Genomic DNA, 23,005 nt, shown 5'->3' with positions numbered 1-23,005 from the left:
AGCCTTGCACGACCGCGGAAAGGAACGCCCCATGACCGAGCTCCTCGCGCTGCACCCCGACCGGTTGACCGGTGACGTCGAACCGACCGGAGACGTCCACGCATTCCTCCTGGGCGACTTCAGCACCTCGCCGCTGGTGCGGCGGGCCCGGGACCTGGTCCCGGTCCTCAAGGAGCGAGCGGCGCGGCAGGCCCGGCAGGACCGGCTGCTGCCCGAGACGATCGCGGACATGCAGCGGGCCGGCTTCTTCCAGATGCTGCAGCCCCGTGCCCACGGCGGGTACGAGCTCACTCCCATCGAGTCCTTCGAGGTGACCTCCATCCTCGCCGAGGGCGACCCCTCGGTGGGGTGGGTCCTGGGCGTGGTCGGCATCCACCACTTCCACCTGGGTTTCTTCGACCCCCGCGCACAGTCCGACGTCTGGTCCTCGGACACGACCACCCTGATCAGCTCGCCGTACGCACCCCAGACGGCCAGGCGGGTGGACGGCGGGTACCGCCTGTCCGGACGGTGGTCCTTCTCCTCCGGCAGCGACTACTGCGACTGGGCGCTGCTCGGGGCCAACATCGAGGGCGAACCGACCCCCGGACCAGGGCCGGTCGGCAGCCACGTGCTGCTGCTCCCGCGCGAGGACTACGAGATCGTCCACAACTGGGACGTGTCCGGTCTGCGGGCCACCGGCAGCAACGACATCGTGGTCGAGGACGCGTTCGTTCCCGACCACCGGAGCCTGACCTGGACCGAGGTGCACCGGAGAACCGCACCGGGCCTGGCGCTCAACACGGGTCTGCTGTTCAGGCTCCCGTTCTTCCAGGTCTTCTCACGGGCCACCCAGGCACCGACGGCGCTCGGCGCCCTGAAGGGCATGGCGGACGCCCTGGTGGAGTTCAACAGGGGCAAACGCCGGCCCAGGGTCGACCCGGCCACCGCCCTCGCGCTGGCCGAGGCCTACTCCTTCGTCTCGGAGGCGAAGGGGCGACTGTACGCCAACTACGCCGCGATGATCTCCGAGGCCGGCGGAGGTCCCGAGGTCAGCGACGAGCGACTGGAGGAGTTCCGCTTCCAGTCCGCGCACATCCCCGCACGCGCGGCCCGGTACGGCACCGAGTTGTACCGCGTCGCGGGCGGCACCGGCATCTACAACGCACAGCCGTTCGGGCGTTATCTGACGGACCTCATGGCGACGCAGACCCACGCGATCAACAACTACCAGGCCCGGGCGACGGACTGGATCGGCCCGCTCCTCGACACCACGGGGACCGTCGTGCCGACACCGCTCGGAGTGGTCGAGGATCAGCGACGTCCCGCCTGAGGCGGTGTTCCGGCCGGGGCCGGCGCCATTCCCATGGCGCCGGCCCCGGCTTGCCGTCACTCCGGCAGGTTCTCGGCGTTCTCGCCGAAGAGCCTGAGCATCTCGTTGAACTTCTCCACGTCCTGGGGAGTGAATCCGGCGAGCACCTGCTTGTGGCGTTCCAGAGCCGACCTGAGGATCCGGTCGTGGAGTTCGTACCCTGCGGGCGTGAGATGCCACAGCCGGTTGCGCGGGTTGTTGCCGAGGACCTTGGCTTCCGCCAGGCCGAGCTTGGCCAGCTTGCTCAGCGACCGGCTGACCGCGCCCTTGTCGTAGCCCACGGCAGGGCTGGCGGCGGTCACCGGGACATCCGGTTCCTTGCAGAGCATCACCAGCATCCGCCACTCCATCGCGCTGATGCCGAACTCGTTCTGGTAGTGCCGGGAGAAGCTCCGGTTGAAACGGTTGGCGGCCCACACCAGGAGGACTGTCGGGTTGTCGGCCAGGTTCAGCGTCTTGGACTTCTCCCCGTCGCCCCCCTCGACCTCCTCGACAAAGAACTCATCGAGCTCGTCGCTCATGGGGTGGCCTCCCGGAGTCTTGTCGATGCGAGACGGCTGTCTCACATCCGTGGCTGCGCGGTCTCTTCTGCTCGGGAAACAGTCTAGGCAGGCCATGCGGCCTGCCCCGCTTCCCCGTTGTGATGATCATGCCGCTCCTGAGGCGGCCTTGTGAAGGTCCCGGTCGTGGCCGGCCCGCCGGGTCTCCCGGTCGACGGCGTCGAGCACGCCCGGGGCGGTGGGCCGGCGGAGAGGACGGCGCCGGACCTCGCCGGCTCCGATCCGCCCCGTCACGGCCTGACACGGCCTGACACGACGAGCCCGGCACAACGACAAGGAGTCCGTGCGGAATCGATCCGCACGGACTCCTCCCTCGATCACGCCGCACGACTCCCACGAGTCGCCAGTGGCACCGCGCTCGGACTGATCAACGCGGACACGACATCACGGATGTCCTGGACCGCGGCAAGGTCCGAGGTCATTCTCTTCAGGTCCCGCACCTGTTCGGGCCGCAGGCCCCAGGGCGCGTAGCCCACGCAGTCGTCGAACCCCTGCGCGTGGTCCTCAGGAGTGAGCGGGTTGCCCGGATATCCCGGACCGATCTCGAGGGTTCTGACCCACCGGCCTCCGTCAGCGGTGCGCAGCTCGAACCGCGACGCCGAATGGCCGGTGAGTGCCGGGTCGAAGTGCACGTGGATCCGCGAGATCATCGCGGATGCGCCCAGTTCGGCGACCTGTTCGGGTTCGAAGTGTCTGAGCGACGACGATCCCCGCTCCAGAGCGTTCGCAGCGCAGTACTGCGCACTGAACTGGGCGTTGACCCGCGGGTTGGTACCGGCCTCGAAGGGTTTGCCGATGAGCTTGAAGGCGAAGTCGGGCAGGAAGACGTCCACCCGCTCGACCTCCCGCGTGTTCACCGAGTCGTCCCCCAGCGCCAGGAGGGCCGACTCGGTGACTCCCTGGGTGAGCCCGCAACTCGGGTACTTCTTGAAGAAGATCCCCCCCAGGTCGTAATGACGGCCGATCCGGTCGGCGAACGACTCCGGGGAGCGCTCGCCTCGTGCGTACAGTCGCGCGTATCCGAACGGGCCGGAGATGAAGTGACGGGGCCCGGTCAGTCCGGCCTGGGCGAACTGCACGCTCTGCACAGCCGAGGCCGCGGTCCATCCCTGGATGAGCCGCACCGCCAGGGACGCGTCGACATTGCTCTGGAAACTCGCCGAACAACGGTTGAAGGAGAGTGCCAGCGCGTGCAGCGTGTGCTCCGCGTCGAGACCGGCGGCCCGCGCCGCGGCAGCGGTGGCTCCCATCAGGCCGGCGACGCCCGTCGGATCCAGCCCGCCGTACTGCTCCTCGGTGAGGTTGAACCGCACACCTGCCTCGAGACCCACGGCCAGCGCGGCCAGGAGTTCGGCCCCGGTGCAGCCTCCGCGCAGCTCCGCGGCGGCGAATGCCGCGGGCACGACCGAGGACCCGAGATGAAGTCCGGGCACCATGGTGTCGCAGTAGTCCAGCGCACGCGCCATGGAGCCGTTGAGCAGCGCGGCGCTCTGGGCCGTCAGGTGGTCTCCGTGGACGAAGGACCTGGCCTCCGCCCGCCCCCCTTGGGTGACGACCAACTGCCGGAGTTCGGCGATCCCGTCCTGCGCGGCTCCCGCGACCGCGGTGCCGCACACGGTCCTCAGGACCTGGTGGGCGACGTCGAGCACCTCCGCGGGAATGTCGGCGGCTTGCGTGTGAGCCACGAAGCGGGCGATCCGCTCCTCGGGATCGAGGGTGGAGTCAGGCGGTGCGATGTGGCTGTCCGCCGTGGTGTTGCCCATGGGTTCCCCTCTCCCTCAGAGGTGCGGAAGCGACTTGGAGGCGGTCCGTCCCACCGAGGCGACGCTGAGCAGACCGATCAGTGCGACCAGGATGATCCAGCCCGCCGGGCTGGTGTCGTACCCGGTGCTCTGCACGAGGCTCTCGGCGATGAACGGCGCGGTTCCGCCGGCGACGATCGCCCCCAGGTTGTATCCCAGCGCGATGCCGGTGAAGCGGACCTTCGTCGGGAAGAGTTCGGCGACCAGCGCCCAGGTGGGCACCTGCACCCACCCGCTGAAGAACATGAAGACGAAGTAGACGAGGCCGACCGCCAGCAGGCTGCTCGTGTGGGACAGGACGAGGAAAGCGGGCCAGGCGATCACCATGAACGCGAGGTAGGCGGTGACCAGGATGGGCTTCCGGTCGAATCTGTCCGAGAGCAGGCCGGGCAACGGATAGGTCATGGCCGCGAGCGCGATGCCCACGGCAGCGGTCCAGGAAACCGCGACGGGCGAGACGTTGCCCTTCAGCTCCAGGAAGATCCCGAAGTAGGTGAGCCCGATGTAGACGGTTCCGTTCAGGGCGATCGAGAGGCCGAGCACGCGCAGCACCGAGACCGGGTGGTCCCGGATCACCGACATGAGCGGGCGCTTCTCCACGGCCGCTCCGTCGCGACGCTCCTCGAGTTCCTTGAACTTCGGGCTGTCCTCGATGCGCAGCCGCGCCCACATGGCCAGGACGGCGAAGACGGCCGACAGCAGGAACGGAACCCGCCACCCCCAGGACGCCATCTGCTCCGGGCTGAAACCGAGGCGGACCGCTCCCACCACGGCCGCGGCCACGGCGAAGCCGAGCGTCGCCCCGATCGCGGTCGAGCTGCCGTACAGGCCACGGCGTCCGGGAGGCGCGAGTTCGGCGACATACGTGGCCGCGCCGCCGATCTCGCCGCCGGCCGCGAATCCCTGCACCAGGCGCACCAGGACGATCGCCACCGTCGCCGCGATACCGATGTCGGCGTGCGTGGGCAGCAGGCCCATCGCGACGCAGGCAACGGACATGAGCAGGACGGTCGCCACGAGCGAGAAGCGCCGGCCCCGCTTGTCGCCGAGGATGCCGAAGAACCATCCGCCGACCGGCCGCACCACGTAGGACGAGGCGAACAGGGCCAGCGCCGCCAACGTCGCCGTGGCCGGGTCCTGCTGGGGGAAGAACAGCGGTGCCAGGGTCAGCGCGAGGAAGCCGTACACGCTGAAGTCGTAGTACTCGATGACGGTACCGACACCGCCGGCGACGGCGGCTCGCCGCGCCATGCTCGGATCGCCGGCTTCGGTTCTGCGCTGTTCCTCGAGGTTCGAGGTGATGGTCATGGATTCTCCTCGCCAGTCTGCGCTGACCACTGGATGGTTCGCTTCACCCACCTGACGGTTCTGTGGCGCGTGTCACGGATGGAATCACGCGGAACTCGCCACGTCAATGCATGTTCAATCCAGTAGACGGTTTACCTGAACCACCTGATGGACCTATGCTGGTGGCATGACATTGCCTTCAGCGGCCGCAGCCGACGGCGGCGTGCGCAGCGTGACTCGTGCCTTCGACCTTCTGAGAGCTTTCGACGGCGAGCACAGGGTCCGCTCACTGCGTGAACTCGTCGAGTTCACCGGTCTGCCCAAGTCGACGGTCGTCCGTCTGCTCAGCACGCTCAGCAACCCGGGGATCATCACCAGCCCCGGCGAATCGACCTACAGCGTCGGTCCCGCGTTCCTGCGGTGGGTCAAGCTGGCCGAGGCGATGTGGGAGGTGGGCGCCGAGGCCCGGCAGGTGATGACGGCCCTGCGCGACGAGTGCGGAGAGACGGTGAACATCTACATCCGCCAGGATCTGCACCGCATCTGCGTGGCCCAGGTCGAGGGCACCACGACCGTACGGAGCGTGGTGCGAGTCGGTGAGCCGTACCCCATGACCGGGGGCGCCGCGGCCAGAGTGCTCCTCGGTGGCTGCCCGGACACCGTGCTGGACGCCCTGTCCGAACAGGACGCACGCGTCGACGCGAAGGACCTGCGCACCGGGGCCGCGAGCACCCGCGAGGCCGGCTTCGCCATCACGCACGGCGATCGCGAACTGGGTGCCTCCGCGGTGGCGGCTCCGATCACGGCCGCCGACGGTCGTCTCCTCGCCGCGCTCTCCATGAGCGGCCCCACCTCTCGGTTCACCGCCGACCGAGTCACCCAGTACGTCGACGCCGTAACCAAAGCAGCCCGGCAGATCAGCGCTGTCGGGCTCGGCACCGTGGAGGCCTTCCTGTGACCGCAGACCTGCTCGAGGGCGTTCGAGTCCTGGACATGACCAATGTGCTCGCCGGACCGTTCGCCGGTTATCAACTCGCCCTGCTCGGCGCCGATGTGATCAAGGTGGAGACACCCGGGAGCGGTGACCTGGCACGCCAGCTCGGCGCCGATCCCGAACTGAGCGCTGCCCGGATGGGCGTCTCCTTCCTCGCCCAGAACTCCGGGAAACGGTCCGTGACGGTCAACCTCAAGACCGACGGCGGCAAGAAGGTGTTCGAACAACTGCTGGCCGATGCCGACGTGCTCCTGGAGAACTTCCGCCCAGGGGTCCTCGAGCGCCTCGGCTTCGGCTGGGAGCGACTGCGGGAACTGAACCCCCGTCTGATCTACTGTGCCGTCTCCGGCTTCGGCGCCACCGGGCCGATGCGCGGCCGCCCGGCGTACGACCAGGTGATCCAGGGCCTCTCCGGCATCATGAGCGTGACCGGTGACACCCGGTCCGCGCCTTTGCGCGTCGGCTACCCGGTCTGCGACAGCTTCGGCGGCCTCGCCGCCGCCATGGCCGTGTGCGCCGCCGTCGTCAGACAGCGGCAGACGGGACAGGGCGCCTGTCTCGACACCTCCATGCTGGACGCGGCCATCACCTCCATGGGCTGGGTGGTCTCCAACCACCTGGTGACCGGCCAGGAGCCCGTACCCATGGGCAACGAGAACATGACCTCGGCGCCGTCGGGCAGTTTCGCCACCGCTGACGGCATGCTCAACATCGCGGCCAACAAGCAGGAACAGTTCGAGACGCTGTGCGCGGTCCTCGATCGCGAGGAACTCGTCACCGATCCCCGCTTCGTCACCCGCGAGGACCGCAAGCGCAACCGTGAACTCCTGCGCGACGAGCTCGAGATCTCGCTCAAGGAGAAGACCGCCGCCGAATGGGACGAGGTCCTGCTGGACACGGGGGTCCCGGCCGCTCCGGTGATGTCGGTCCCCGAAACGCTCACCTCGGCACAGGTCGAGCACCGGGAACTGGTCTCCGAGGTGCGGATGCCCGTCGCGCCGGCCGGAACCGTCCAGGTCCTGGGACTGCCGACCCATGTCGACGGGCAGGCGGTGAAACCCTCCTCGCCGCCCCCCGCACTCGGCGAGCACACCGAGGAGATCTTGCGCGAGATCGGGTTCACCGCCGACCAGATCGAGGACTTCCGCGAGGAGGGAGCCATATGAGAACCCGACCGGACACCACCGACAGCGCGGGCGCGGGCCGGAACGAGCCCGTGGACCGGACCACGCCGGCACGCGCCGCGGCACTCGACGCCGTGACCACCCGCAAGGTGGCCGACTGGTGGACCACCGAGGTGTCGGACATCGAGCCCGGCGTCATCCGGTTCCGCGGATACCCGGTCCAGGACCTCATCCGCCGGGCAAGCTTCGTGGAGACCGTCTGGACCATGGTCCGCGGCTCGATGCCGTCCCCCGCCCAGGCGGCGCTTCTGGAGAAGGCACTCGTGGCCGCGGTGGACCACGGACCACAGGCGCCCTCCATCGCGGCGGCCCGCATGGCCGCCACGTGCGGTGTGGGACTGCACGGCGCGATGTCCACCGGTGTCGGACTGCTCGGGGACGTCCACGGCGGTGCCGGGCAGCAGTGCGTCGAGCTCCTGCAGCGACTGGTCACCGCGAGCGGAGGCGGCGAGGGCGCTGACGGCGTCTCCTCCCCCGTCCCGGTCTCCCTCGAGGAGGCCGTTGCCGCCGAGGTCGCCGCCCACCGCGAACGCCGGGCCTACATCCCCGGTTTCGGTCACCGGTTCCACCCCCGCGACCCGCGCCGGGACCCGCTCCTGGAGTTCGTCCAGGAAGCCGTCGACGCCGGGGTCGTCTCCGGTCGTCACCTCGCCGCAGCCCTGGAGTTGGAGGCCCACCTGTCGGTCGGGCGGGAGCGCCCCATCCCGATGAACATCGACGGCGCCACCGCCGTGATCTACGCCGAGCTCGGCTTCACCGCCGAACTCGCCCGTGGACTCTTCATCCTGTCGAGGTCCGTCGGTGTGCTGGCCCACAGCTGGGAGGAGTCCCAGAGCGGCCGCCGTATCAAGGGTCCGATGCCTCCGCCGCTCCTCCCGACCTATGCCGGCCACGCGGAACGAACATGGGCCACCGAGACCGCCGAGACCACGGACACGCCATGAGCACGCAGTTCACCGCGTCGGACGCGTTCGGGTGCCTCAGGGAGCTGCCGGTCGAGGGCGCACCCGGGGTTCCTCTGCAGTACTACAGTCTGGCCGACGCCGAGGCCAACGGCGCCGGGCCCCTCAGTGACCTGCCCTGGTCGCTGAGGACGCTGGTGGAGGGCATCCTGCGCCACCAGGGACATCCGCAGGTACTCCCCGAGCATGTCCATGCGATCACTCGACGGGACGAAACCGCGGCGGTCCCGTTCTTCCCCGGCCGGGTCCTCCTGCAGGACGCGTCCGGCATTCCGGTCCTGGCCGACCTGATCACCCTGCTCGAGCGGGCCGCCGCCGACGGCCTGGACGGCTCGGCGCTCGAGCCGGTGCTGCCGCTCGACCTGGTCGTCGACCACGCCCTGGAGGTGGACGAGTACGCGAGCGGAGCCGCGGCGCCACGGAACATCGACCTGGAGTACGCGCGGCACCACGATCGCTACCGGTTCCTGCGGTGGGCCCAGGAACGGCTTCCCGGACTCCGGGTCGTACCTCCCGGCGTGGGCATCTGCCATCAGCTGAACCTCGAGGTCCTCGCCCCGGTGGTGACCACCGAGGAGTCCGACGGCACGCGGATCGCCGCGCTCGACGCACTGGTCGGAACCGACTCGCACACCACGATGATCAACGCCCTGGGCGTCACCGGCTGGGGCGTGGGAGGGATCGAGGCCACCGCCGCCGCGCTCGGTCAGGCCATCATGATCCGTGTGCCGCACGTCGTCGGTGTGGAGCTCACCGGACGGCTCGCCCCGGGCGTCTTCGCCTCCGACCTGGCCCTGACCTTGGCCGAACGACTGCGTGAGCTGAATGTCGTGGGGTCCATCGTGGAATTCCACGGCCCGGGTCTGTCCTCCTTGTCGGTGCCCGATCGCGCGACGGTCGCCAACATGGCTCCGGAGTACGGCGCGACCATGGCGTGGTTCCCGGCCGACCGCCGCACCATCGCGTACCTGGCGACCACCGGTCGTTCGCCCGAACAGGTCCACCTGACCGAGCAGTACTTGAAGGCACAGGGCCTGCTGCACAATCCGGCAGTCCCGGTCCCGCGCTACGACACCGAGCTGACCGTCGCACTGGACTCGATCTCGACCACCCTCGCAGGACCCACGCGGCCACACGAAGCGCTCAGCCCGGCCGAGGTCCCCGCATCCCGTGGCGCCGCCGGGCCTCAGGACGGCGACGTGGCCATCGCGGCGATCACGAGCTGCACCAACACCTCGAACCCGCGCTCCCTGCTCGCCGCAGGCCTCCTGGCGCGCAACGCGGTCGAAGCGGGTCTCCGGTCGGCGGCCTGGACGAAGACCTCACTGACACCGGGCTCCAGGTCGGCGGCGGACCTCCTGGCCTCGGCCGGTCTGCAGAAGCACCTCGACGAACTCGGCTTCCACGTCGCGGGATTCGGGTGCGGCACCTGCATGGGCAACTCCGGCCCCCTGAGCCCGGTACTCGACGCGACGGCGCGGGCCGAGGACACCGCCCTGGCCGCGGTCCTCTCCGGGAACCGCAACTTCACCGGCCGCATCCACCCCGAGGTCGCGCACGCCTACCTCGCCTCGCCGGCCATGGTCGTGGCCTACGCGTTGGCGGGCAACGTCCGGACGAACCTGGAGGTCGACCCCCTCGGTCATGCCGCCGACGGCTCACCTGTCGTCCTCGCCGACCTCTGGCCGGACGAGAGTGAGATCGACGAGCTGCTGTCCGCCCATGAGGCCGCTTCGCTGGGCCGCGGAGCCCGCCGGCCCCTGACCACCGAGCGATGGCTGGCGCTCGACCATCCACGGGACGACACCTACCCGTGGGACGGCGAAGCCGGCAGCATCCGACGGCCCCCGTTCACCGACGCGGACCTGACCAGACCGGCGGTCGGCGGAGAGTTGCTGGGCGCCCGTCCATTGCTGGTGCTCGGTGACGCGGTGACCACCGATCACATCTCGCCGGTCGCACGGATCCTGTCCGAATCCGCCGCGGGCCGATGGCTGATCGAGCGAGGAGTCGACGAGCGGGCTCTGGGCACCTTCAGCTCCCGCCGCCTCAACCACGACGTCATGATCAGGGGCGGCTTCGCGAACCCGCGCCTGTCCAACCACCTGGCCCCCGACAGGGAAGGCGGCTGGACCCGCACCGCGCCCGACGAGCCCCCGGTGCCCGTCCACATCGCGGCCGAGTACCACCGCTCGCGGGACACCCCGCTCGTCCTCGTGGCGGGCGACCTGTACGGAGCGGGCTCCGCACGCGACTGGGCGGCCAAGGTCACTCGGCTCCTCGGTGTGCGCGCGGTGCTGGCACGGAGCTTCGAACGCATCCACCGCACCAACCTGGTCGCCCTCGGCGTCCTGCCGATCCAATGGGACGGCCCGTCCCCCGACCTGTTCGACGGCACCGAGGAGATCGACCTCCTCGGCATCGACGACCTCGCGTCATCGACGAACGCCACCGTCCGGGTCCGTCGCGGCGACCACGTGCTGTGGGACGGCGCCGCCACGTGTCGCATCGACACCCCGTTGGAACTGGACTGGCTCCGCGCCGGCGGACTGTTCGGACACCTGTTGTCCACCCAGGCGGCCGACAGGGGCGTCTCCGGGTAAGCGGCCCACGCACACGGGGCCCACCCCTTCCGGTGGGCCCCTTTCCCCCACCTCACGCTGCCGCCCGCCATACACACTCCCCTCGGCCGGGACAGCGGTTTCGAGCATCTTCGCTCACAGTCGTGAACATCCTCGAACCAGCTGGCATATTCACTCCGCCCCGCTCTACGTTCCGCAGCGGAGGTGGTTCGCATGAACGAACCGAGCAAACGCCCGAAGCATGCCGAGCGGCACGAGGCGATCGACGTCAGCGACTTCGTGTACGCGGCGACCGGCGCCCGGGTGCGGAGGCTGACCATGCCGGACGGAAGCCACTGGTTCCCGGCGGTGGACGTGTGCAAGGAACTCGGACACACCAACTCTCGGAAGGCTCTCGCAGACCATGTTCCCGAAGAGCACCGAGAGATTCTCGAGACCGTAACTGGAGGTTACGGTCTCAGCGTTCCCGCAGGTAGAGAGTGGCGTCGAGACTTGCAAGTCATCTCTCTGCAAGGTCTCATCCTTCTCGTCAACGCCTGCACCAAACCGGCCTGCGCGCCCTTCAAGCAGTGGGTCGCCGAAGTCATCGAGACCGTTCAGCGCGAGGGCTCCTACTCTCTCGACAAGGCCGAGGTGCAGTCACCCGAGCCAGGTGCTCCCATCGCCTACGCCATGCCGGAACAGGTTGCCGAGGCCATCGTCCGGCTGGAGGCGCACAACCTTCAGCTGGACGAGGAGCTGGCCGACGGGCAGCGTGAATCGATCGCTTTGCAAAAGGAGACGCTGGCCACGCAGAGGGAGATGCTGGCCGCACAGCAGGGCACGCTCGCCGTACAACAGGCGACCCTCGCCGTGCAGCAGTCGACCCTCGCCGTGCAGCAGGCCATGGTCCGGGCGATGGAACGCATCGCGGACCGGTTCGACACCCTCGTCCTCGAACGTCGGCCGCCCAAGGTCCACCTCACTGCGCCGCCCACCACCGAAACGGTCCTGGCCGACTGGCGGCAGCGGCTGTCCGTGACGGAGGACGTGTGGGCGGTGGCCGTGGTCATCGCCCCCGTTCTCGTCGAGAGGGGCGAGCTCCGTGAGCCGCTCGAATCGATCGCGGCCCGTACGGGTCTGCCGGTGCGCCGTGTGAACGAGTGCCTGCGCATGCTGCGCAAGCACGCCTGCATCCGGTCACAGGGTGGCGCGGAGGACGGGACACCCGTGTATGTGCTCCACCAGGTCTGAGCCCTGATCGGGCATCAGACGCCCTGGGGCAAGACGAAGGGGGCGGTCGCAAAACATAGTTGCGACCGCCCCCTTCAGGTCCCTGACGCTACCCGATCGGTACCCGTCACGCCCAGCTGATCAACCGTTTCGGCTGTTCCAGGATCGCGGCCACGTCGGCCAGGACCTTGGAGCCGAGTTCGCCGTCGACCAGGCGGTGGTCGAAGCTCAGGGCCAGGGTGGTGACCTGACGGGGCTTCACCTTGCCCTTGTGGACCCACGGCTGGAGCTTGATCGCCCCGACGGCGAGGATCGCCGACTCGCCGGGGTTGAGGATCGGCGTGCCCGTGTCGACGCCGAAGACGCCGACGTTGGTGATCGTCACCGTGCCGTTCTGCATCGCGGACGGGGAGGTCCTGCCCTCCCTGGCCGTGGACACCAGTTCACCGAGGGACTCGGCGAGCTGGGGCAGCGTCTTGGCGTGGGCGTCCTTGATGTTCGGGACGATCAGGCCGCGCGGAGTGGCCGCCGCGATGCCCAGGTTGACGTAGTGCTTGACCACGATCTCCTGGGCCGCCTCGTCCCACGAGGCGTTGACCTCGGGGTTGCGTCTGATCGCGACCAGCAGGGCCTTGGCGATCAGCAGCAGGGGGCTCACCCGCAGGCCGGTGAACTCCTTGTCCTGCTTGAGCTCCTCGACCAGCTTCATCGTGCGCGTCACGTCGACCGTGACGAACTCGGTGACATGCGGCGCCGTGAACGCCGAGCCGACCATCGCCGCCGCCGTCGCCTTGCGGACGCCCTTGACCGGGATGCGGGTCTCGCGCGCCGTGTCGTACGACACCGGGGCCGGAGTCGGGGCCGGGACGGCCGGGGTGGCAGCCGGGGCCGCGGGTGCCGGGACCGCGGATGCCGGGGTCGCGGCCACCGCCGCGTGGACGTCCTCGCGGGTGATGATGCCGTCCGGGCCGGTCGGGGTGACCGTCGCCAGGTCGACGCCGAGGTCCTTCGCCAGCTTGCGCACCGGCGGCTTGGCCAGCGGGCGCAGTCGTCCGTCGGCGACCGGTTGCCCGACGGGGGACGCCGGGGCGGTTGCCGGGGCCGGGGTGTGGCCGTTCAGCTCCGCCTGGACCGCCGTGGCCGCCGCCTGCTGGGCGAAGACCTCGGGCGCTGCCTTGCGGGGGCGGCGGCGCGTGGCGGACGTCGCCACGCCGTAGCCGACCAGCACGGGCTGGCGGCCCGAGCCCGTCGCCGGCTCCGCTTCCGGTTTCGCCGACTGCTCGGCCGGTGCGGCAGCGGGCTCGGCGACCGGGGCGGGTGCCTCCTCCGCCGCCGGTGCCGCACCGCCCGAGACGTCCACCGCGATGATGGACGTGCCCACGTCCACCGTGGTGCCCTCGGGGAAGTGCAGCTCGCGGACCACGCCGTTGTAGGGGATGGGGAGTTCGACGGCCGCCTTCGCCGTCTCGACCTCGCACACCACCTGGCCGTCGGTGACCGTGTCACCGGGCTGGACGTACCACTTGAGGATCTCGGCCTCGGTGAGGCCCTCGCCCACGTCCGGCATCTTGAACTCGCGTACGGACGCGTTCGTCATCGTCGTCACGACCCTCTCCCTCAGTACGCCAGCGAGCGGTCGACGGCGTCCAGCACCCGGTCCAGGTCCGGGAGGTAGGACTCCTCCAGGCGGGCCGGCGGGTACGGGGCGTGGTAGCCGCCCACCCGCAGGACCGGGGCCTCCAAATGGTAGAAGCAGCGCTCCGTGATCCGCGCGGCGATCTCCGCGCCCGAACCGAAGAACACCGGTGCCTCGTGGACGACGACCAGGCGGCGGGTCTTCTCCACCGACGCCTGGATCGAGTCGAAGTCGAGCGGGGAGACCGAGCGCAGGTCCAGCACCTCCAGGGAGCGGCCCTCCTCGGCGGCGGCGTCCGCGACCTCCCGGCAGAGCTTCACCATCGGCCCGTAGGCCGCCAGCGTCAGGTCGGTGCCCTCACGGACCACGCGCGCGGTGTGCAGCGGTCCGGGGATCGCCTCGGTGTTGACCTCGGCCTTGTCCCAGTAGCGCCGCTTGGGCTCGAAGAAGATCACCGGGTCGTCGCTCTGGATGGCCTGCTGCATCATCCAGTACGCGTCCGACGCGTCGGACGGGGAGACCACCTTCAGGCCCGCCACATGGGCGAACAGCGACTCAGGGGACTCGGAGTGGTGCTCGACCGCGCCGATGCCGCCGCCGTAGGGGATGCGCACGACGACCGGGAGCTTCACCTTGCCCAGCGAACGGGCGTGCATCTTCGCCAACTGTGTGACGATCTGGTCGTACGCCGGGAAGACGAAACCGTCGAACTGGATCTCGACCACCGGGCGGTAGCCGCGCAGGGCGAGGCCGATCGCCGTGCCGACGATGCCCGACTCGGCGAGCGGGGTGTCGATGACGCGGCTCTCGCCGAAGTCCTTCTGCAGCCCGTCCGTCACCCGGAACACGCCGCCGAGCTTGCCGACGTCCTCGCCCATGACGAGGACCTTGGGGTCGGTGTCCAGGGCACGGCGCAGCGACTCGTTGATCGCCTTGGCCAGGGCCATGTTCTTGGATGTCACGGTCTCCGCCATGTCACTTGCCCCCGTCCACGTCGTCGAACGACGCCTGGTAGGCGGCGAACTGCGCCCGCTCCTCGTCGACGAGGGCGTGTCCGTCCGCATACGCGTTCTCGAAGATGGCGAAGTGGTCCGGGTCCGGCATGGCGCGGACCACTTCGCGCACTCGTTTGCCCAACGTCTCGCTCTCGCTCTCCAGTTCCGCGAAGAATCCCTCGTCCGCGTGGTGTGCGGACTCCAGGTGGCGGCGAAGGCGCAGGATCGGGTCCTTGGCCTCCCAGGCGGCCCGCTCGTCGTCGTGACGGTAGCGGGTGGGGTCGTCGGAGGTGGTGTGGGCACCCATGCGGTAGGTGAACGCCTCGATCAGCGTCGGCCCCTCACCGCCGCGGGCCCGCTCCAGGGCCCACCGGGTGACGGCGAGGCTCGCCAGCACGTCGTTGCCGTCCACCCGCACGCCCGGGAAGCCGAAGCCCTGCGCGCGCTGGTACAGCGGGACGCGGGACTGCCTCTCGGTCGGCTCGGAGATCGCCCACTGGTTGTTCTGGCAGAAGAACACCACCGGGGCGTTGTAGACCGCGGAGAAGGTGAACGCCTCGGCCACGTCGCCCTGGCTGGAGGCGCCGTCGCCGAAGTAGGCGATCACCGCGCTGTCCGCGCCGTCCTTGGCGACGCCCATCGCGTAGCCCGTGGCGTGCAGCGCCTGGGAGCCGATGACGATCGTGTACAGGTGGAAGTTGTTGCCGTTCGGGTCCCAGCCACCGTTGTTGACGCCGCGGAACATGCCGAGCAGGTTGGTCGGGTCCACCCCGCGGCACCAGGCGACGCCGTGTTCGCGGTAGGTGGGGAAGACGTAGTCGTCGTCGCGCAGCGCCCGGCCGGAGCCGATCTGCGCCGCCTCCTGACCCAGCAGCGAGGCCCACAGGCCCAGCTCGCCCTGGCGCTGCAGCGAGGTCGCCTCGGCGTCGAAGCGGCGGGTGAGCACCATGTCGCGGTACAGGCCGCGGAGGTCCTCGGCGGTGATGCCCTCGACGTACTGGTCGAACTCGGCGTTCTCGACGCGCTCGCCCTCGGGCGTCAGCAGTTGCACGAGGTGGGGCTCGGCACTCTTCACCGTGCCGCCGGCCTTCTTGGCCGTGGCGGCCTTCTTGGCCGTGGTGGCCTTCTTGGCCGCGGTGGCCTTCTTGGCCGCGGTGGTCTTCTTGGCAGTGGTGCTGGTGGTGCGTTTGGTGCCGGTGGCGCCGGCGTTGCTTCCGGCGCTGCGTCGCGGTGCGTGCGCGGCAGTGCTCTCCACGGTCACGTGTGCTCCTCCGTCGGTCCGACCCCCGGGGTTGCCGGTAGGTCTGGGGTCCTCCTCCAGCTCGTCAAGGCCTGGGGGAGGCTCACCTCTTCTCGACCACGGGCACGGGGTGGGTGCCGCTCGGCCGGGAACAGGCGTGACAGGTGCCCCGGCGAGCGACCTGCAACAAGCACGTTACCCAGTGCGCCACATTTCTGTGAAACCCTCCCTGACCTGGGATTTTGCTTGGATTTCCAAGTAAATCGGAAAGGCCGGGAAGGCGCGCTGGTCACAGCCTTGCAGGAGGCCGGGGCAACGGCACGTTATCCCGGGGACCCCGGGCTCGGGAAGGGTTGAGTGTCGCACCCCGCGCCAGAATGAGCACATGATGCGACTAATAACTACTGAGTGAGACAATTCGCAGCTCACAGGGGTGCGCGAGGATCGGCCATCCGGCGGGGCGTCGCGCTCATGTGGACCGCCCCCGTGCCTCACGCGCCCCCATTGGGCGCGGCGGCACGCCGACCGGCGTCCGCCGCGCGGGGCACGCGGGGTGTGTGCGGCGACATCCACCCGTTCAGCCTGCTCGGCCGGGGCGGGGTCGCGGCCGCGGCGGTGCGCCGCGTGTGGTGGATGCGCCTCAACGGCTACCGGAGGCGCTCACGGGGCGGGCGCAGGGCCCGCCCTCGGTCAGCCGCCGGTCACGGCGCCGATGTCTCCGCCGCCCTCCGTGCCGCCGTTGACCGGGCCGCCGTCCGCGCCGCCCGTCTCCGGGTCCGGGTTCGTCGGTGGCGGCGGCTGCTCGTCCGTCGGGTTGTCCGTCGGCGTGGTCGGGACGTCCGTCGGGTCGTCCGTCGGGTCCTCGGGCTGCGACTGGTCGTCCGACGGCGTCGGGGACTGGGGGTACGACGGGGGCCAGTTGTTGTTGCCCCCGGACCCGTTGCCGTAGCCGTTGCCGGTGCCGGTGTCCGTGTTGCCCGGCGCCGGCGGCTCCTCGGTGGCGTCGTCGCTCGGCGACTCGCTGGGCTTCTTCTCCTTCTCCTCGCTGGACTGCGAGGAGCTCGGGGACTCGACCGGCCGGTCGGTGTCCTTGTCCGCCCCGCTGCTGTTCAACGCCAGCGCGACACCCGCCGTGATGGCGATCACCGCGAGCACCGCGAGGATCCACAGCTTGCCGCGGCCGCTGCCCCGGTTGCCGCCGCCCTCGAAGCCGCCGTCGTCCCCACCGCCGTACCGGTTGGGCAGGATCGGCTGCGGAATGGCCGCGGTGCCGGTGGCGTCCGGGTGCGGCATCGCCGTCGTACCGGCGAAACCGGCCGACGGGGTGTGCCGGCCGTCGTGCATGTCCACCACGCCGGTGTTCCAGGTGCCGGTGTGGCCGCCCTGGTCGTAGAGCATCTGCAGCCCGTACTGGACCAGTCCGCGCATCTCCTCGGCCGTCTGGAAACGGTCGTCCGGCTCCTTGGCGAGTGAGCGCATGACGAGCCCGTCCAGCTCCGGCGGGCTGGCGTCCGAGACCTCCGACGGGGGCGTGGGGATGTCCTGAACGTGCTGGTAGACCACGGACAGCGGCGTCTCACCGGTGAACGGGGGCCGCAGCGCCAGGAGTTCGTACAGCATGCAGCCGGTCGCGTACAGGTCGGACCGGTGGTCGACGGCCTTGCCGAGCGCCTGCTCGGGCGAGAGGTACTGCGGGGTGCCCATGACCATGCCGGTCTGCGTCATCGTCGTGGACGCGCCGTGCATCGCGCGGGCGATGCCGAAGTCCATCACCTTCACGGCGCCGTTGTTGGTGATGATGACGTTGGCGGGCTTGATGTCGCGGTGCACGATGCCGTGCTGGTGCGAGTAGGCCAGAGCCTCCAGCACACCGGAGACGATGATCAGCGCCTGTTCGGGGCCGGGCGCCTCGGCGTTGAGCAGGAGATCGCGGATCGTGCGGCCCTCGACGATCTCCATGACGATGTACGGCACGGCCTGGCCGCCCACCGTGTCCTCACCGGAGTCGTACACGGCGACGATCGCATGGTGGTTGAGACCCGCCACCGACTGCGCCTCGCGCGTGAAACGCGCTTTGGCGATCGGGTCCTCGGCGAGATCGGCACGCATCAGTTTGACCGCGACCGTACGCCCGAGACGCACGTCCTCGGCGGCGAACACCTCGGCCATGCCGCCCCGGCCGAGTCGGTGCGTCAGCCGGTAACGGCCGTCGCCGATGAGCCCGCCGTTACCCCAGTTGTCCGGCGCGTCCGACATTCCGCCGCCAGTCGCCTCGGGGTCGGACGGGCCCTGAGCGCGCTGCTGCTGTGCCATCGGTCCTCGCCGTCGTTTCTGCCCGCGGTGCGCGCGGTGTTGTCACGGTCTCCGTCGGCCACGCTACAGCCTCTACGGGGGCCTCCGGTCCGAGACGGGTTGCCAGGACCAGCACGAGACGGACCGGCCATGAAACCCGTTCTCCGTATCGTCATGCAAATTCTGTGTGCCTCTGTGTACCAGGGAGTGCTTCGGCCGCACGTCCTCGGTAACGCTTCCGCGACGCTTCTTTTCCGTACCGTCACGGAACGGGCCCCGTGCTTGACGTGCCGGTGGCCTGCGGCAGACTTGGCCGGGAATAGCGCATTCGATCTACTCAGATCTACAAGGCATCGGTCGCCGACGGCAGCGCCGGAGAGGCTACGGGGGACGCGGAACATGAGCCAGGACGGCGCACAGGGCCGGAACGCGGGGCGGGCGCTCGCCGGTGGCCGCTACCAGTTGCGGGACCTGCTCGGCCAGGGCGGCATGGCCTCGGTCCACCTCGCGTACGACAGCGTGCTCGACCGTCAGGTCGCCATCAAGACCTTGCACACGGAACTCGGCCGGGAGCAGGCCTTCCGCGAGCGCTTCCGCCGCGAGGCCCAGGCCGTGGCGAAGCTCACGCACACCAACATCGTCTCGGTCTTCGACACCGGCGAGGACGATGTGGACGGCATGACGACGCCGTACATCGTCATGGAGTACGTCGAGGGCCGCCCGCTCGGCTCCGTGCTCGACGAGGACGTGCGGCAGCAGGGCGCGATGCCCGCCGACAAGGCGTTGAAGATCACCGCCGACGTGCTGGCCGCCCTGGAGATCAGCCACGAGAAGGGCCTGGTCCACCGGGACATCAAGCCGGGCAACGTGATGATGACCAAGCGCGGCGTGGTCAAGGTGATGGACTTCGGCATCGCCCGCGCCATGCAGTCCGGCGTGACGTCGATGACGCAGACCGGCATGGTCGTCGGCACCCCGCAGTACCTCTCGCCCGAGCAGGCGCTCGGCCGGGGCGTCGACGCGCGCTCCGACCTGTACTCGGTCGGCATCATGCTCTTCCAACTGGTCACCGGGCGGCTCCCGTTCGACGCGGACTCGCCGCTGGCCATCGCGTACGCGCACGTGCAGGAGGAGCCGCCGCTCGCCTCCTCGGTCAACCGCTCGCTGCCCCCGGCCGTCGACGCGCTGATCACCCGCGCGCTGAAGAAGAATCCGAACGAGCGTTTCCCCAGCGCCGAGGCCATGCGCGGCGAGTGCCTGCGGGTGGGCCAGTCCTTCCAGGCGGCCCCGCCGAGCATCGTCCCCGGTACCCACGGGCAGAGCGGCTCGGGCGTCGGCTCCGCGGTGTTCCCGCCGGTCGGCCAGTCGTCGGCGCCGGGGGCCCGGGGCAGCGTCCAGACGCCGTACCAGCCGGCCCCGCACCCGAACCCGTACGGCACTCCGGCCCCCGCGCCGTCTGTGGGTTACGGCTATCCGCAGCAGGGCGGCTACCAGACGCCCCACCCGTCGCCGTACGTCCCGCAGCAGGGCGGCCCGTCGACCCCGCCGCCGTACAACCTGTCGCCGCAGAACCCGGCTCCGGGCGGTTCGGGCAGCGGCAGGAACAACAAGCCGGTGATCATCGGCTCGATCGTCGTGTCCGTGCTCGCCGTCGGCGGCCTGGTCGCGGCCCTGCTGTCCAACGGCGGGGGGAACGGCGACGACCAGGGTGGCGGGGTCAGCGCCGCGTCGGCGTCCGCGTCCGCCGGCAAGGCGGCCGACTACCGGGGGCCCGATCCGTCCAGGACGATCGACCCTGACGAGTGCACGGAGCCGAAGGAGTCGTACAACGACCCCGACAAGATCGAGATCCCGAACCTGAAGTTCAAGTACATCAGGTCGGTCAAGCAGTGCTTCCAGGAAGCCGGCTGGGACCTGGACGTGCGCAACGTCGACGAGAACACCTACGGCGAAGGAGCGGTCATGAACCAGTTCCCCGCCGCCGGCACGGCCGTCGACCCCGAGGACATGCCCAAGATCCAGCTCTACGTCTCCACGGGCAACCCGCCGTCCGCCTGACCGGGTACTCCCGGGTGCGGCTCAGGTGAAAGGGGCCCGGCTTCCGGGCCGGACCCCTTTGTGTTCATGGGCTGTGTTCATGTATCGCGGGGTTCATGTACCGCGCCGGGGCGACTACAGGTACGGGCCGCCCGCGCGGCCGCCCATCGGGGGTTCCTCCTGGCCGCCGTCCCCCATGCCCGGCGGGAGGGCGCGGCGCATCTGCTCCAGCTGGGCACGCGCGGCCATCTGCTGGGCGAAGAGCGTGGTCTGAATGCCGTGGAAGAGGCCCTCCAGCCAGCCCACCAGCTGGGCCTGCGCGATCCGCAGTTCGGCGTCGCTCGGGGTCGCCTCGTCCGTGAAGGGCAGGGAGAGCCGCTCCAGCTCCTCGACCAGCTGCGGCGCGAGCCCGTCCTCCAGCTCCTTCACCGAGCTGGCGTGGATCTCCTTGAGCCGCGCCCGGCTGGCCTCGTCCAGAGGAGCCGCGCGCACCTCCTCCAGCAGCTGCTTGATCATGCTGCCGATCCGCATGACCTTCGCGGGCTGCTCCACCTGCTCCGTCACCGGAACCTCGCGGGAGTCCTCGTCCCCGGTGCCGCCACCGAGCGCCATGCCGTCCTGGCCGACGACCAGTACCTGCGGATTGTCCGGCAACCGTTCGTTCCTCGGCATCTCCATACGGCCATTCTCTCGCACGCCCGCCGCACTCTTCCGGGCCCCCCTGACGGAGGTATCCGTAATGCCGGGTGCGCGGAGGAATGGGAACCTGTGGGAGTCCATCCGGCCCATCTAGCCGACGGTGTGAACGAGCACCGGCCCGGCGCGGGAGGTCACGGTCGTGACTCCATGGCTGCGTGTAGTGGGGGCGGGAATCGCCCTGCGAGCGGGCGTCGTGCTCGGGGTGGCGGTGGGGGCGGGGGTGGTGATGCCGTACGACCCTGTCCTGGCGTCTTTCGGTACGACTGCGGCCTTCGGGGCCGAGAGGGCGGGCACCGGACGCCAGGAGGCGCCGGACGAGCACACGAACGTGCCGTCCCGCGAGCCCTTGCCCTCTCCTTTCCACGCACCCCTCTCACCGCTCTCATCCCTCTCGTCTCTCTCGTCCTTCTCTCCCCTCTTGCCCCCCTCGCCGCTCTTGCCACTCTCACCCCTCTCGCCCTTCTCGTCTGCGGGTGCGCCCTCGCTGGCGCCCTCCGCCGAGCCCTCCAGGGCCGGAAGCCGGCCGGGGGAAGGGCGGAAGCGGCCGGGGCGGGAGGTGCCCGAGGTGACGGAGCGGAGCGAGGAGACGGAGAAGACCGGCGATCACAGGAAACCCGGGGAGCCCGGGACGCCTGAAGAATCCGGGAAATCCAGGGAGGCGGATCCGCGTGGCGGACGCGACGGCGAACCACGTGACAGCGGAAGCGAGGCCGAGCGCGGCGGTGTGAACGCGGTGCCGGACTCCTCCGGCCTCGGGGACGGCGCGCACGCCGGACGGCCGAAGGAGGCAGGCGTCAGTGTTCTGCCCGAAGCGTCGGGCGCCGCGGACACCGCAGCCGGTACGCGCGTGCCCGAGGAAGGCCGCGCCGACGGCACCCGTCGGGCGCCGGAGTCGGGGGAGGCCGTTCCGGTGCCCTCCGGGGCGTCGCGGAGTCCCGCGTCGAACACCGCCACCGGCGCCGAGCCCGTGGTGCGCATCCTGCCGCTGGGGAGCGGGCTGGTCCTCATGGGGCTCGGGCTGGGGCTGGCGTTCGTGGGCCTGAGGCTCCGACGGAGCTGAACCCCGGACCCACGAACCCGGCGGCCCTAAGGCGCGACCAGCAGCACCTTGCCGACGTGGCCGCTCTCCTCCACGACACGGTGGGCGTCGGCCGCCTCCGACATCGGGAGCTCGCGGTCGACCACGGGACGGACATGGCCGTCGGCGATCAGGGGCCACACGTGTTCCCGGACGGCCGCGACGATCGCCGCCTTCTCCTCCAGTGGCCGGGCACGCAGTGACGTCGCGCTGATCGCGGCGCGCTTACCGAGGAGGGTGCGCATGTTCAGCTCCCCCTTGGCCCCGCCCTGGAGGCCGATGATCGCGAGCCGGCCGTTGACCGCGAGGGCCTGGACGTTACGGTCCAGGTACTTGGCGCCCATGATGTCGAGGATGACGTCCGCGCCCGCGCCGTCGGTCGCCTCCTTCAGCTCGGTGACGAAGTCCTGTTCGCGGTAGTTGATCAGGATGTCGGCACCCAGTTCGGCGCAGTGGTCCAGCTTCTCCTTGGTTCCGGCGGTGACGGCGACCTTGGCACCGACGGCCTTGGCGAGCTGGATGGCCATGGTGCCGATGCCGCTGGACCCACCGTGCACGAGCAGCGTCTCGCCGGGGCGGAGGTGGGCCACCATGAAGACGTTCGACCAGACCGTGCAGACGACCTCCGGGAGCGCCGCCGCCTGCTTGACGTCGAGCCCCTTGGGGACGGGGAGCAGCTGTCCGACCGGGACGGCGACCTGCTGGGCATAGCCGCCGCCGGCGAGCAGCGCGCAGACCTCGTCACCGACCGCCCACCCGGTCACACCGGGTCCGAGTGCGGTGATCCGTCCGGAGCACTCCAGGCCGGGGTAGGGGGAGGCGCCGGGCGGGGGGTCGTAGAAGCCCTGCCGCTGCATGATGTCGGCGCGGTTGACGGCACCGGCCACCACCTCGACAAGCACCTCGCCCGGTCCGGGGACGGGATCGGGGACCTGCTCCCACACCAGCGCCTCGGGCCCACCGGGTTCGGGAATCGTGATCGCATACATGAGGGCGACGCTACTCCCTGACCCACTTCACCCGCGCCGCCCGCGCACCATCCGCCGGTCGGCTTGGGTCAATAGGTGGAGACGGGTCCGCCGTTGGACCGGTTC

General features: G+C 70.1%; 17 protein-coding genes. 8 read left to right on the top strand and 9 right to left on the bottom strand.

Going from position 1 to position 23,005, the window contains the following annotated elements; genetic code table 11:
- Positions 1-31: 31 nt before the first annotated feature.
- Positions 32-1,312, top strand: coding sequence for an acyl-CoA dehydrogenase (locus tag DIZ27_RS29220; protein ID WP_258308589.1), 1,281 nt, complete (start codon positions 32-34; stop codon positions 1,310-1,312).
- 56 nt (positions 1,313-1,368) lie between these two features.
- Here the strand turns inward: DIZ27_RS29220 and DIZ27_RS29215 are convergent, their stop codons facing one another.
- The 3 genes from DIZ27_RS29215 to DIZ27_RS29205 all read right to left on the bottom strand — a co-directional run bounded on the left by DIZ27_RS29215 (position 1,369) and on the right by DIZ27_RS29205 (position 5,021).
- Positions 1,369-1,872 (bottom strand): MarR family winged helix-turn-helix transcriptional regulator, encoded by a 504-nt coding sequence (locus DIZ27_RS29215; protein ID WP_109381460.1) that lies wholly within the window; start codon positions 1,870-1,872, stop codon positions 1,369-1,371.
- Between the two features lie 356 nt (positions 1,873-2,228).
- Positions 2,229-3,674, bottom strand: coding sequence for an MmgE/PrpD family protein (locus DIZ27_RS29210; RefSeq protein WP_109381459.1), 1,446 nt, complete (start codon positions 3,672-3,674; stop codon positions 2,229-2,231).
- A gap of 15 nt (positions 3,675-3,689) precedes the next feature.
- Positions 3,690-5,021 (bottom strand): MFS transporter, encoded by a 1,332-nt coding sequence (locus tag DIZ27_RS29205; RefSeq protein ID WP_109381458.1) that lies wholly within the window; start codon positions 5,019-5,021, stop codon positions 3,690-3,692.
- 166 nt (positions 5,022-5,187) lie between these two features.
- Between DIZ27_RS29205 and DIZ27_RS29200 the strand changes: the two genes are divergently transcribed.
- The 5 genes from DIZ27_RS29200 to DIZ27_RS29180 all read left to right on the top strand — a co-directional run bounded on the left by DIZ27_RS29200 (position 5,188) and on the right by DIZ27_RS29180 (position 11,955).
- On the top strand, positions 5,188-5,958 hold the full coding sequence (locus tag DIZ27_RS29200; RefSeq protein WP_109381457.1) for an IclR family transcriptional regulator: 771 nt from the start codon (positions 5,188-5,190) through the stop codon (positions 5,956-5,958).
- Positions 5,955-7,160 carry a CaiB/BaiF CoA-transferase family protein gene (locus tag DIZ27_RS29195; RefSeq protein ID WP_109381456.1) on the top strand — a complete coding sequence of 402 codons (1,206 nt, stop codon included), beginning with the start codon at positions 5,955-5,957 and terminating at the stop codon, positions 7,158-7,160. The genes DIZ27_RS29200 and DIZ27_RS29195 overlap by 4 nt, the downstream gene beginning before the upstream one ends.
- On the top strand, positions 7,157-8,122 hold the full coding sequence (locus tag DIZ27_RS29190; RefSeq protein WP_258308588.1) for a citryl-CoA lyase: 966 nt from the start codon (positions 7,157-7,159) through the stop codon (positions 8,120-8,122). Before DIZ27_RS29195 ends, DIZ27_RS29190 begins: the two co-directional genes overlap by 4 nt.
- Positions 8,119-10,743 (top strand): aconitate hydratase, encoded by a 2,625-nt coding sequence (locus DIZ27_RS29185; protein WP_258308587.1) that lies wholly within the window; start codon positions 8,119-8,121, stop codon positions 10,741-10,743. Before DIZ27_RS29190 ends, DIZ27_RS29185 begins: the two co-directional genes overlap by 4 nt.
- A 192-nt stretch (positions 10,744-10,935) precedes the next feature.
- Positions 10,936-11,955 (top strand): Bro-N domain-containing protein, encoded by a 1,020-nt coding sequence (locus DIZ27_RS29180; protein WP_109381454.1) that lies wholly within the window; start codon positions 10,936-10,938, stop codon positions 11,953-11,955.
- A 106-nt stretch (positions 11,956-12,061) separates the two neighbouring features.
- Here the strand turns inward: DIZ27_RS29180 and DIZ27_RS29175 are convergent, their stop codons facing one another.
- The 4 genes from DIZ27_RS29175 to DIZ27_RS29160 all read right to left on the bottom strand — a co-directional run bounded on the left by DIZ27_RS29175 (position 12,062) and on the right by DIZ27_RS29160 (position 18,118).
- Positions 12,062-13,540: a dihydrolipoamide acetyltransferase family protein gene (locus DIZ27_RS29175; RefSeq protein WP_109381453.1), complete on the bottom strand. Its 1,479-nt coding sequence runs from the start codon at positions 13,538-13,540 to the stop codon at positions 12,062-12,064.
- Between the two features lie 11 nt (positions 13,541-13,551).
- Complete coding sequence (locus tag DIZ27_RS29170) at positions 13,552-14,544, bottom strand: alpha-ketoacid dehydrogenase subunit beta (protein WP_109381452.1); 993 nt, start codon at positions 14,542-14,544, stop codon at positions 13,552-13,554.
- 1 nt (position 14,545) lies between these two features.
- Positions 14,546-15,826 carry a pyruvate dehydrogenase (acetyl-transferring) E1 component subunit alpha gene (pdhA, locus tag DIZ27_RS29165; protein WP_109381451.1) on the bottom strand — a complete coding sequence of 427 codons (1,281 nt, stop codon included), beginning with the start codon at positions 15,824-15,826 and terminating at the stop codon, positions 14,546-14,548.
- A gap of 669 nt (positions 15,827-16,495) precedes the next feature.
- The gene (locus DIZ27_RS29160) at positions 16,496-18,118 is read right to left on the bottom strand and encodes a protein kinase (RefSeq protein WP_109381450.1); all 1,623 of its coding nucleotides are present in this window, start codon (positions 18,116-18,118) and stop codon (positions 16,496-16,498) included.
- A 378-nt stretch (positions 18,119-18,496) separates the two neighbouring features.
- On the opposite strand from DIZ27_RS29160, the gene DIZ27_RS29155 reads away from it, so the two are divergent.
- A complete protein-coding gene (locus tag DIZ27_RS29155) occupies positions 18,497-20,155 on the top strand; it encodes a protein kinase (protein ID WP_109381449.1) in 1,659 nt (552 codons plus the stop codon).
- Between the two features lie 114 nt (positions 20,156-20,269).
- Here DIZ27_RS29155 and DIZ27_RS29150 read toward each other — a convergent pair whose 3' ends face one another.
- Positions 20,270-20,812 (bottom strand): bacterial proteasome activator family protein, encoded by a 543-nt coding sequence (locus tag DIZ27_RS29150; RefSeq protein ID WP_109381448.1) that lies wholly within the window; start codon positions 20,810-20,812, stop codon positions 20,270-20,272.
- Between the two features lie 586 nt (positions 20,813-21,398).
- Here DIZ27_RS29150 and DIZ27_RS29145 point away from each other — a divergent pair.
- Entirely contained in the window at positions 21,399-21,893 is a 495-nt protein-coding gene (locus tag DIZ27_RS29145) for a hypothetical protein (RefSeq protein ID WP_181383743.1), read from the top strand.
- Positions 21,894-21,919: 26 nt separating this feature from the next.
- Here the strand turns inward: DIZ27_RS29145 and DIZ27_RS29140 are convergent, their stop codons facing one another.
- Positions 21,920-22,900: an NAD(P)H-quinone oxidoreductase gene (locus DIZ27_RS29140; protein ID WP_109381446.1), complete on the bottom strand. Its 981-nt coding sequence runs from the start codon at positions 22,898-22,900 to the stop codon at positions 21,920-21,922.
- Between the last annotated feature and the right edge of the window lie 105 nt (positions 22,901-23,005).

The organism is Streptomyces sp. NWU339, assembly GCF_003143855.1.
Taxonomy (GTDB): Bacteria; Actinomycetota; Actinomycetes; order Streptomycetales; family Streptomycetaceae; genus Streptomyces.
This window is presented reverse-complemented; position numbering and strand designations above follow the sequence as displayed.

Bases quoted from the DNA above. Each gene is read 5' to 3' on its own strand.
- DIZ27_RS29190 (WP_258308588.1), top strand. From the start codon at position 7,157: ATGAGAACCCGACCGGACACCACCGACAGCGCGGGCGCGGGCCGGAAC.
- DIZ27_RS29160 (WP_109381450.1), bottom strand. From the start codon at position 18,118: ATGGCACAGCAGCAGCGCGCTCAGGGCCCGTCCGACCCCGAGGCGACT.
- DIZ27_RS29140 (WP_109381446.1), bottom strand. From the start codon at position 22,900: ATGTATGCGATCACGATTCCCGAACCCGGTGGGCCCGAGGCGCTGGTG.
- DIZ27_RS29155 (WP_109381449.1), top strand. From the start codon at position 18,497: ATGAGCCAGGACGGCGCACAGGGCCGGAACGCGGGGCGGGCGCTCGCC.
- DIZ27_RS29200 (WP_109381457.1), top strand. From the start codon at position 5,188: ATGACATTGCCTTCAGCGGCCGCAGCCGACGGCGGCGTGCGCAGCGTG.
- DIZ27_RS29210 (WP_109381459.1), bottom strand. From the start codon at position 3,674: ATGGGCAACACCACGGCGGACAGCCACATCGCACCGCCTGACTCCACC.
- DIZ27_RS29180 (WP_109381454.1), top strand. From the start codon at position 10,936: ATGAACGAACCGAGCAAACGCCCGAAGCATGCCGAGCGGCACGAGGCG.
- DIZ27_RS29220 (WP_258308589.1), top strand. From the start codon at position 32: ATGACCGAGCTCCTCGCGCTGCACCCCGACCGGTTGACCGGTGACGTC.
- DIZ27_RS29150 (WP_109381448.1), bottom strand. From the start codon at position 20,812: ATGGAGATGCCGAGGAACGAACGGTTGCCGGACAATCCGCAGGTACTG.
- DIZ27_RS29215 (WP_109381460.1), bottom strand. From the start codon at position 1,872: ATGAGCGACGAGCTCGATGAGTTCTTTGTCGAGGAGGTCGAGGGGGGC.
- DIZ27_RS29185 (WP_258308587.1), top strand. From the start codon at position 8,119: ATGAGCACGCAGTTCACCGCGTCGGACGCGTTCGGGTGCCTCAGGGAG.
- DIZ27_RS29205 (WP_109381458.1), bottom strand. From the start codon at position 5,021: ATGACCATCACCTCGAACCTCGAGGAACAGCGCAGAACCGAAGCCGGC.
- DIZ27_RS29170 (WP_109381452.1), bottom strand. From the start codon at position 14,544: ATGGCGGAGACCGTGACATCCAAGAACATGGCCCTGGCCAAGGCGATC.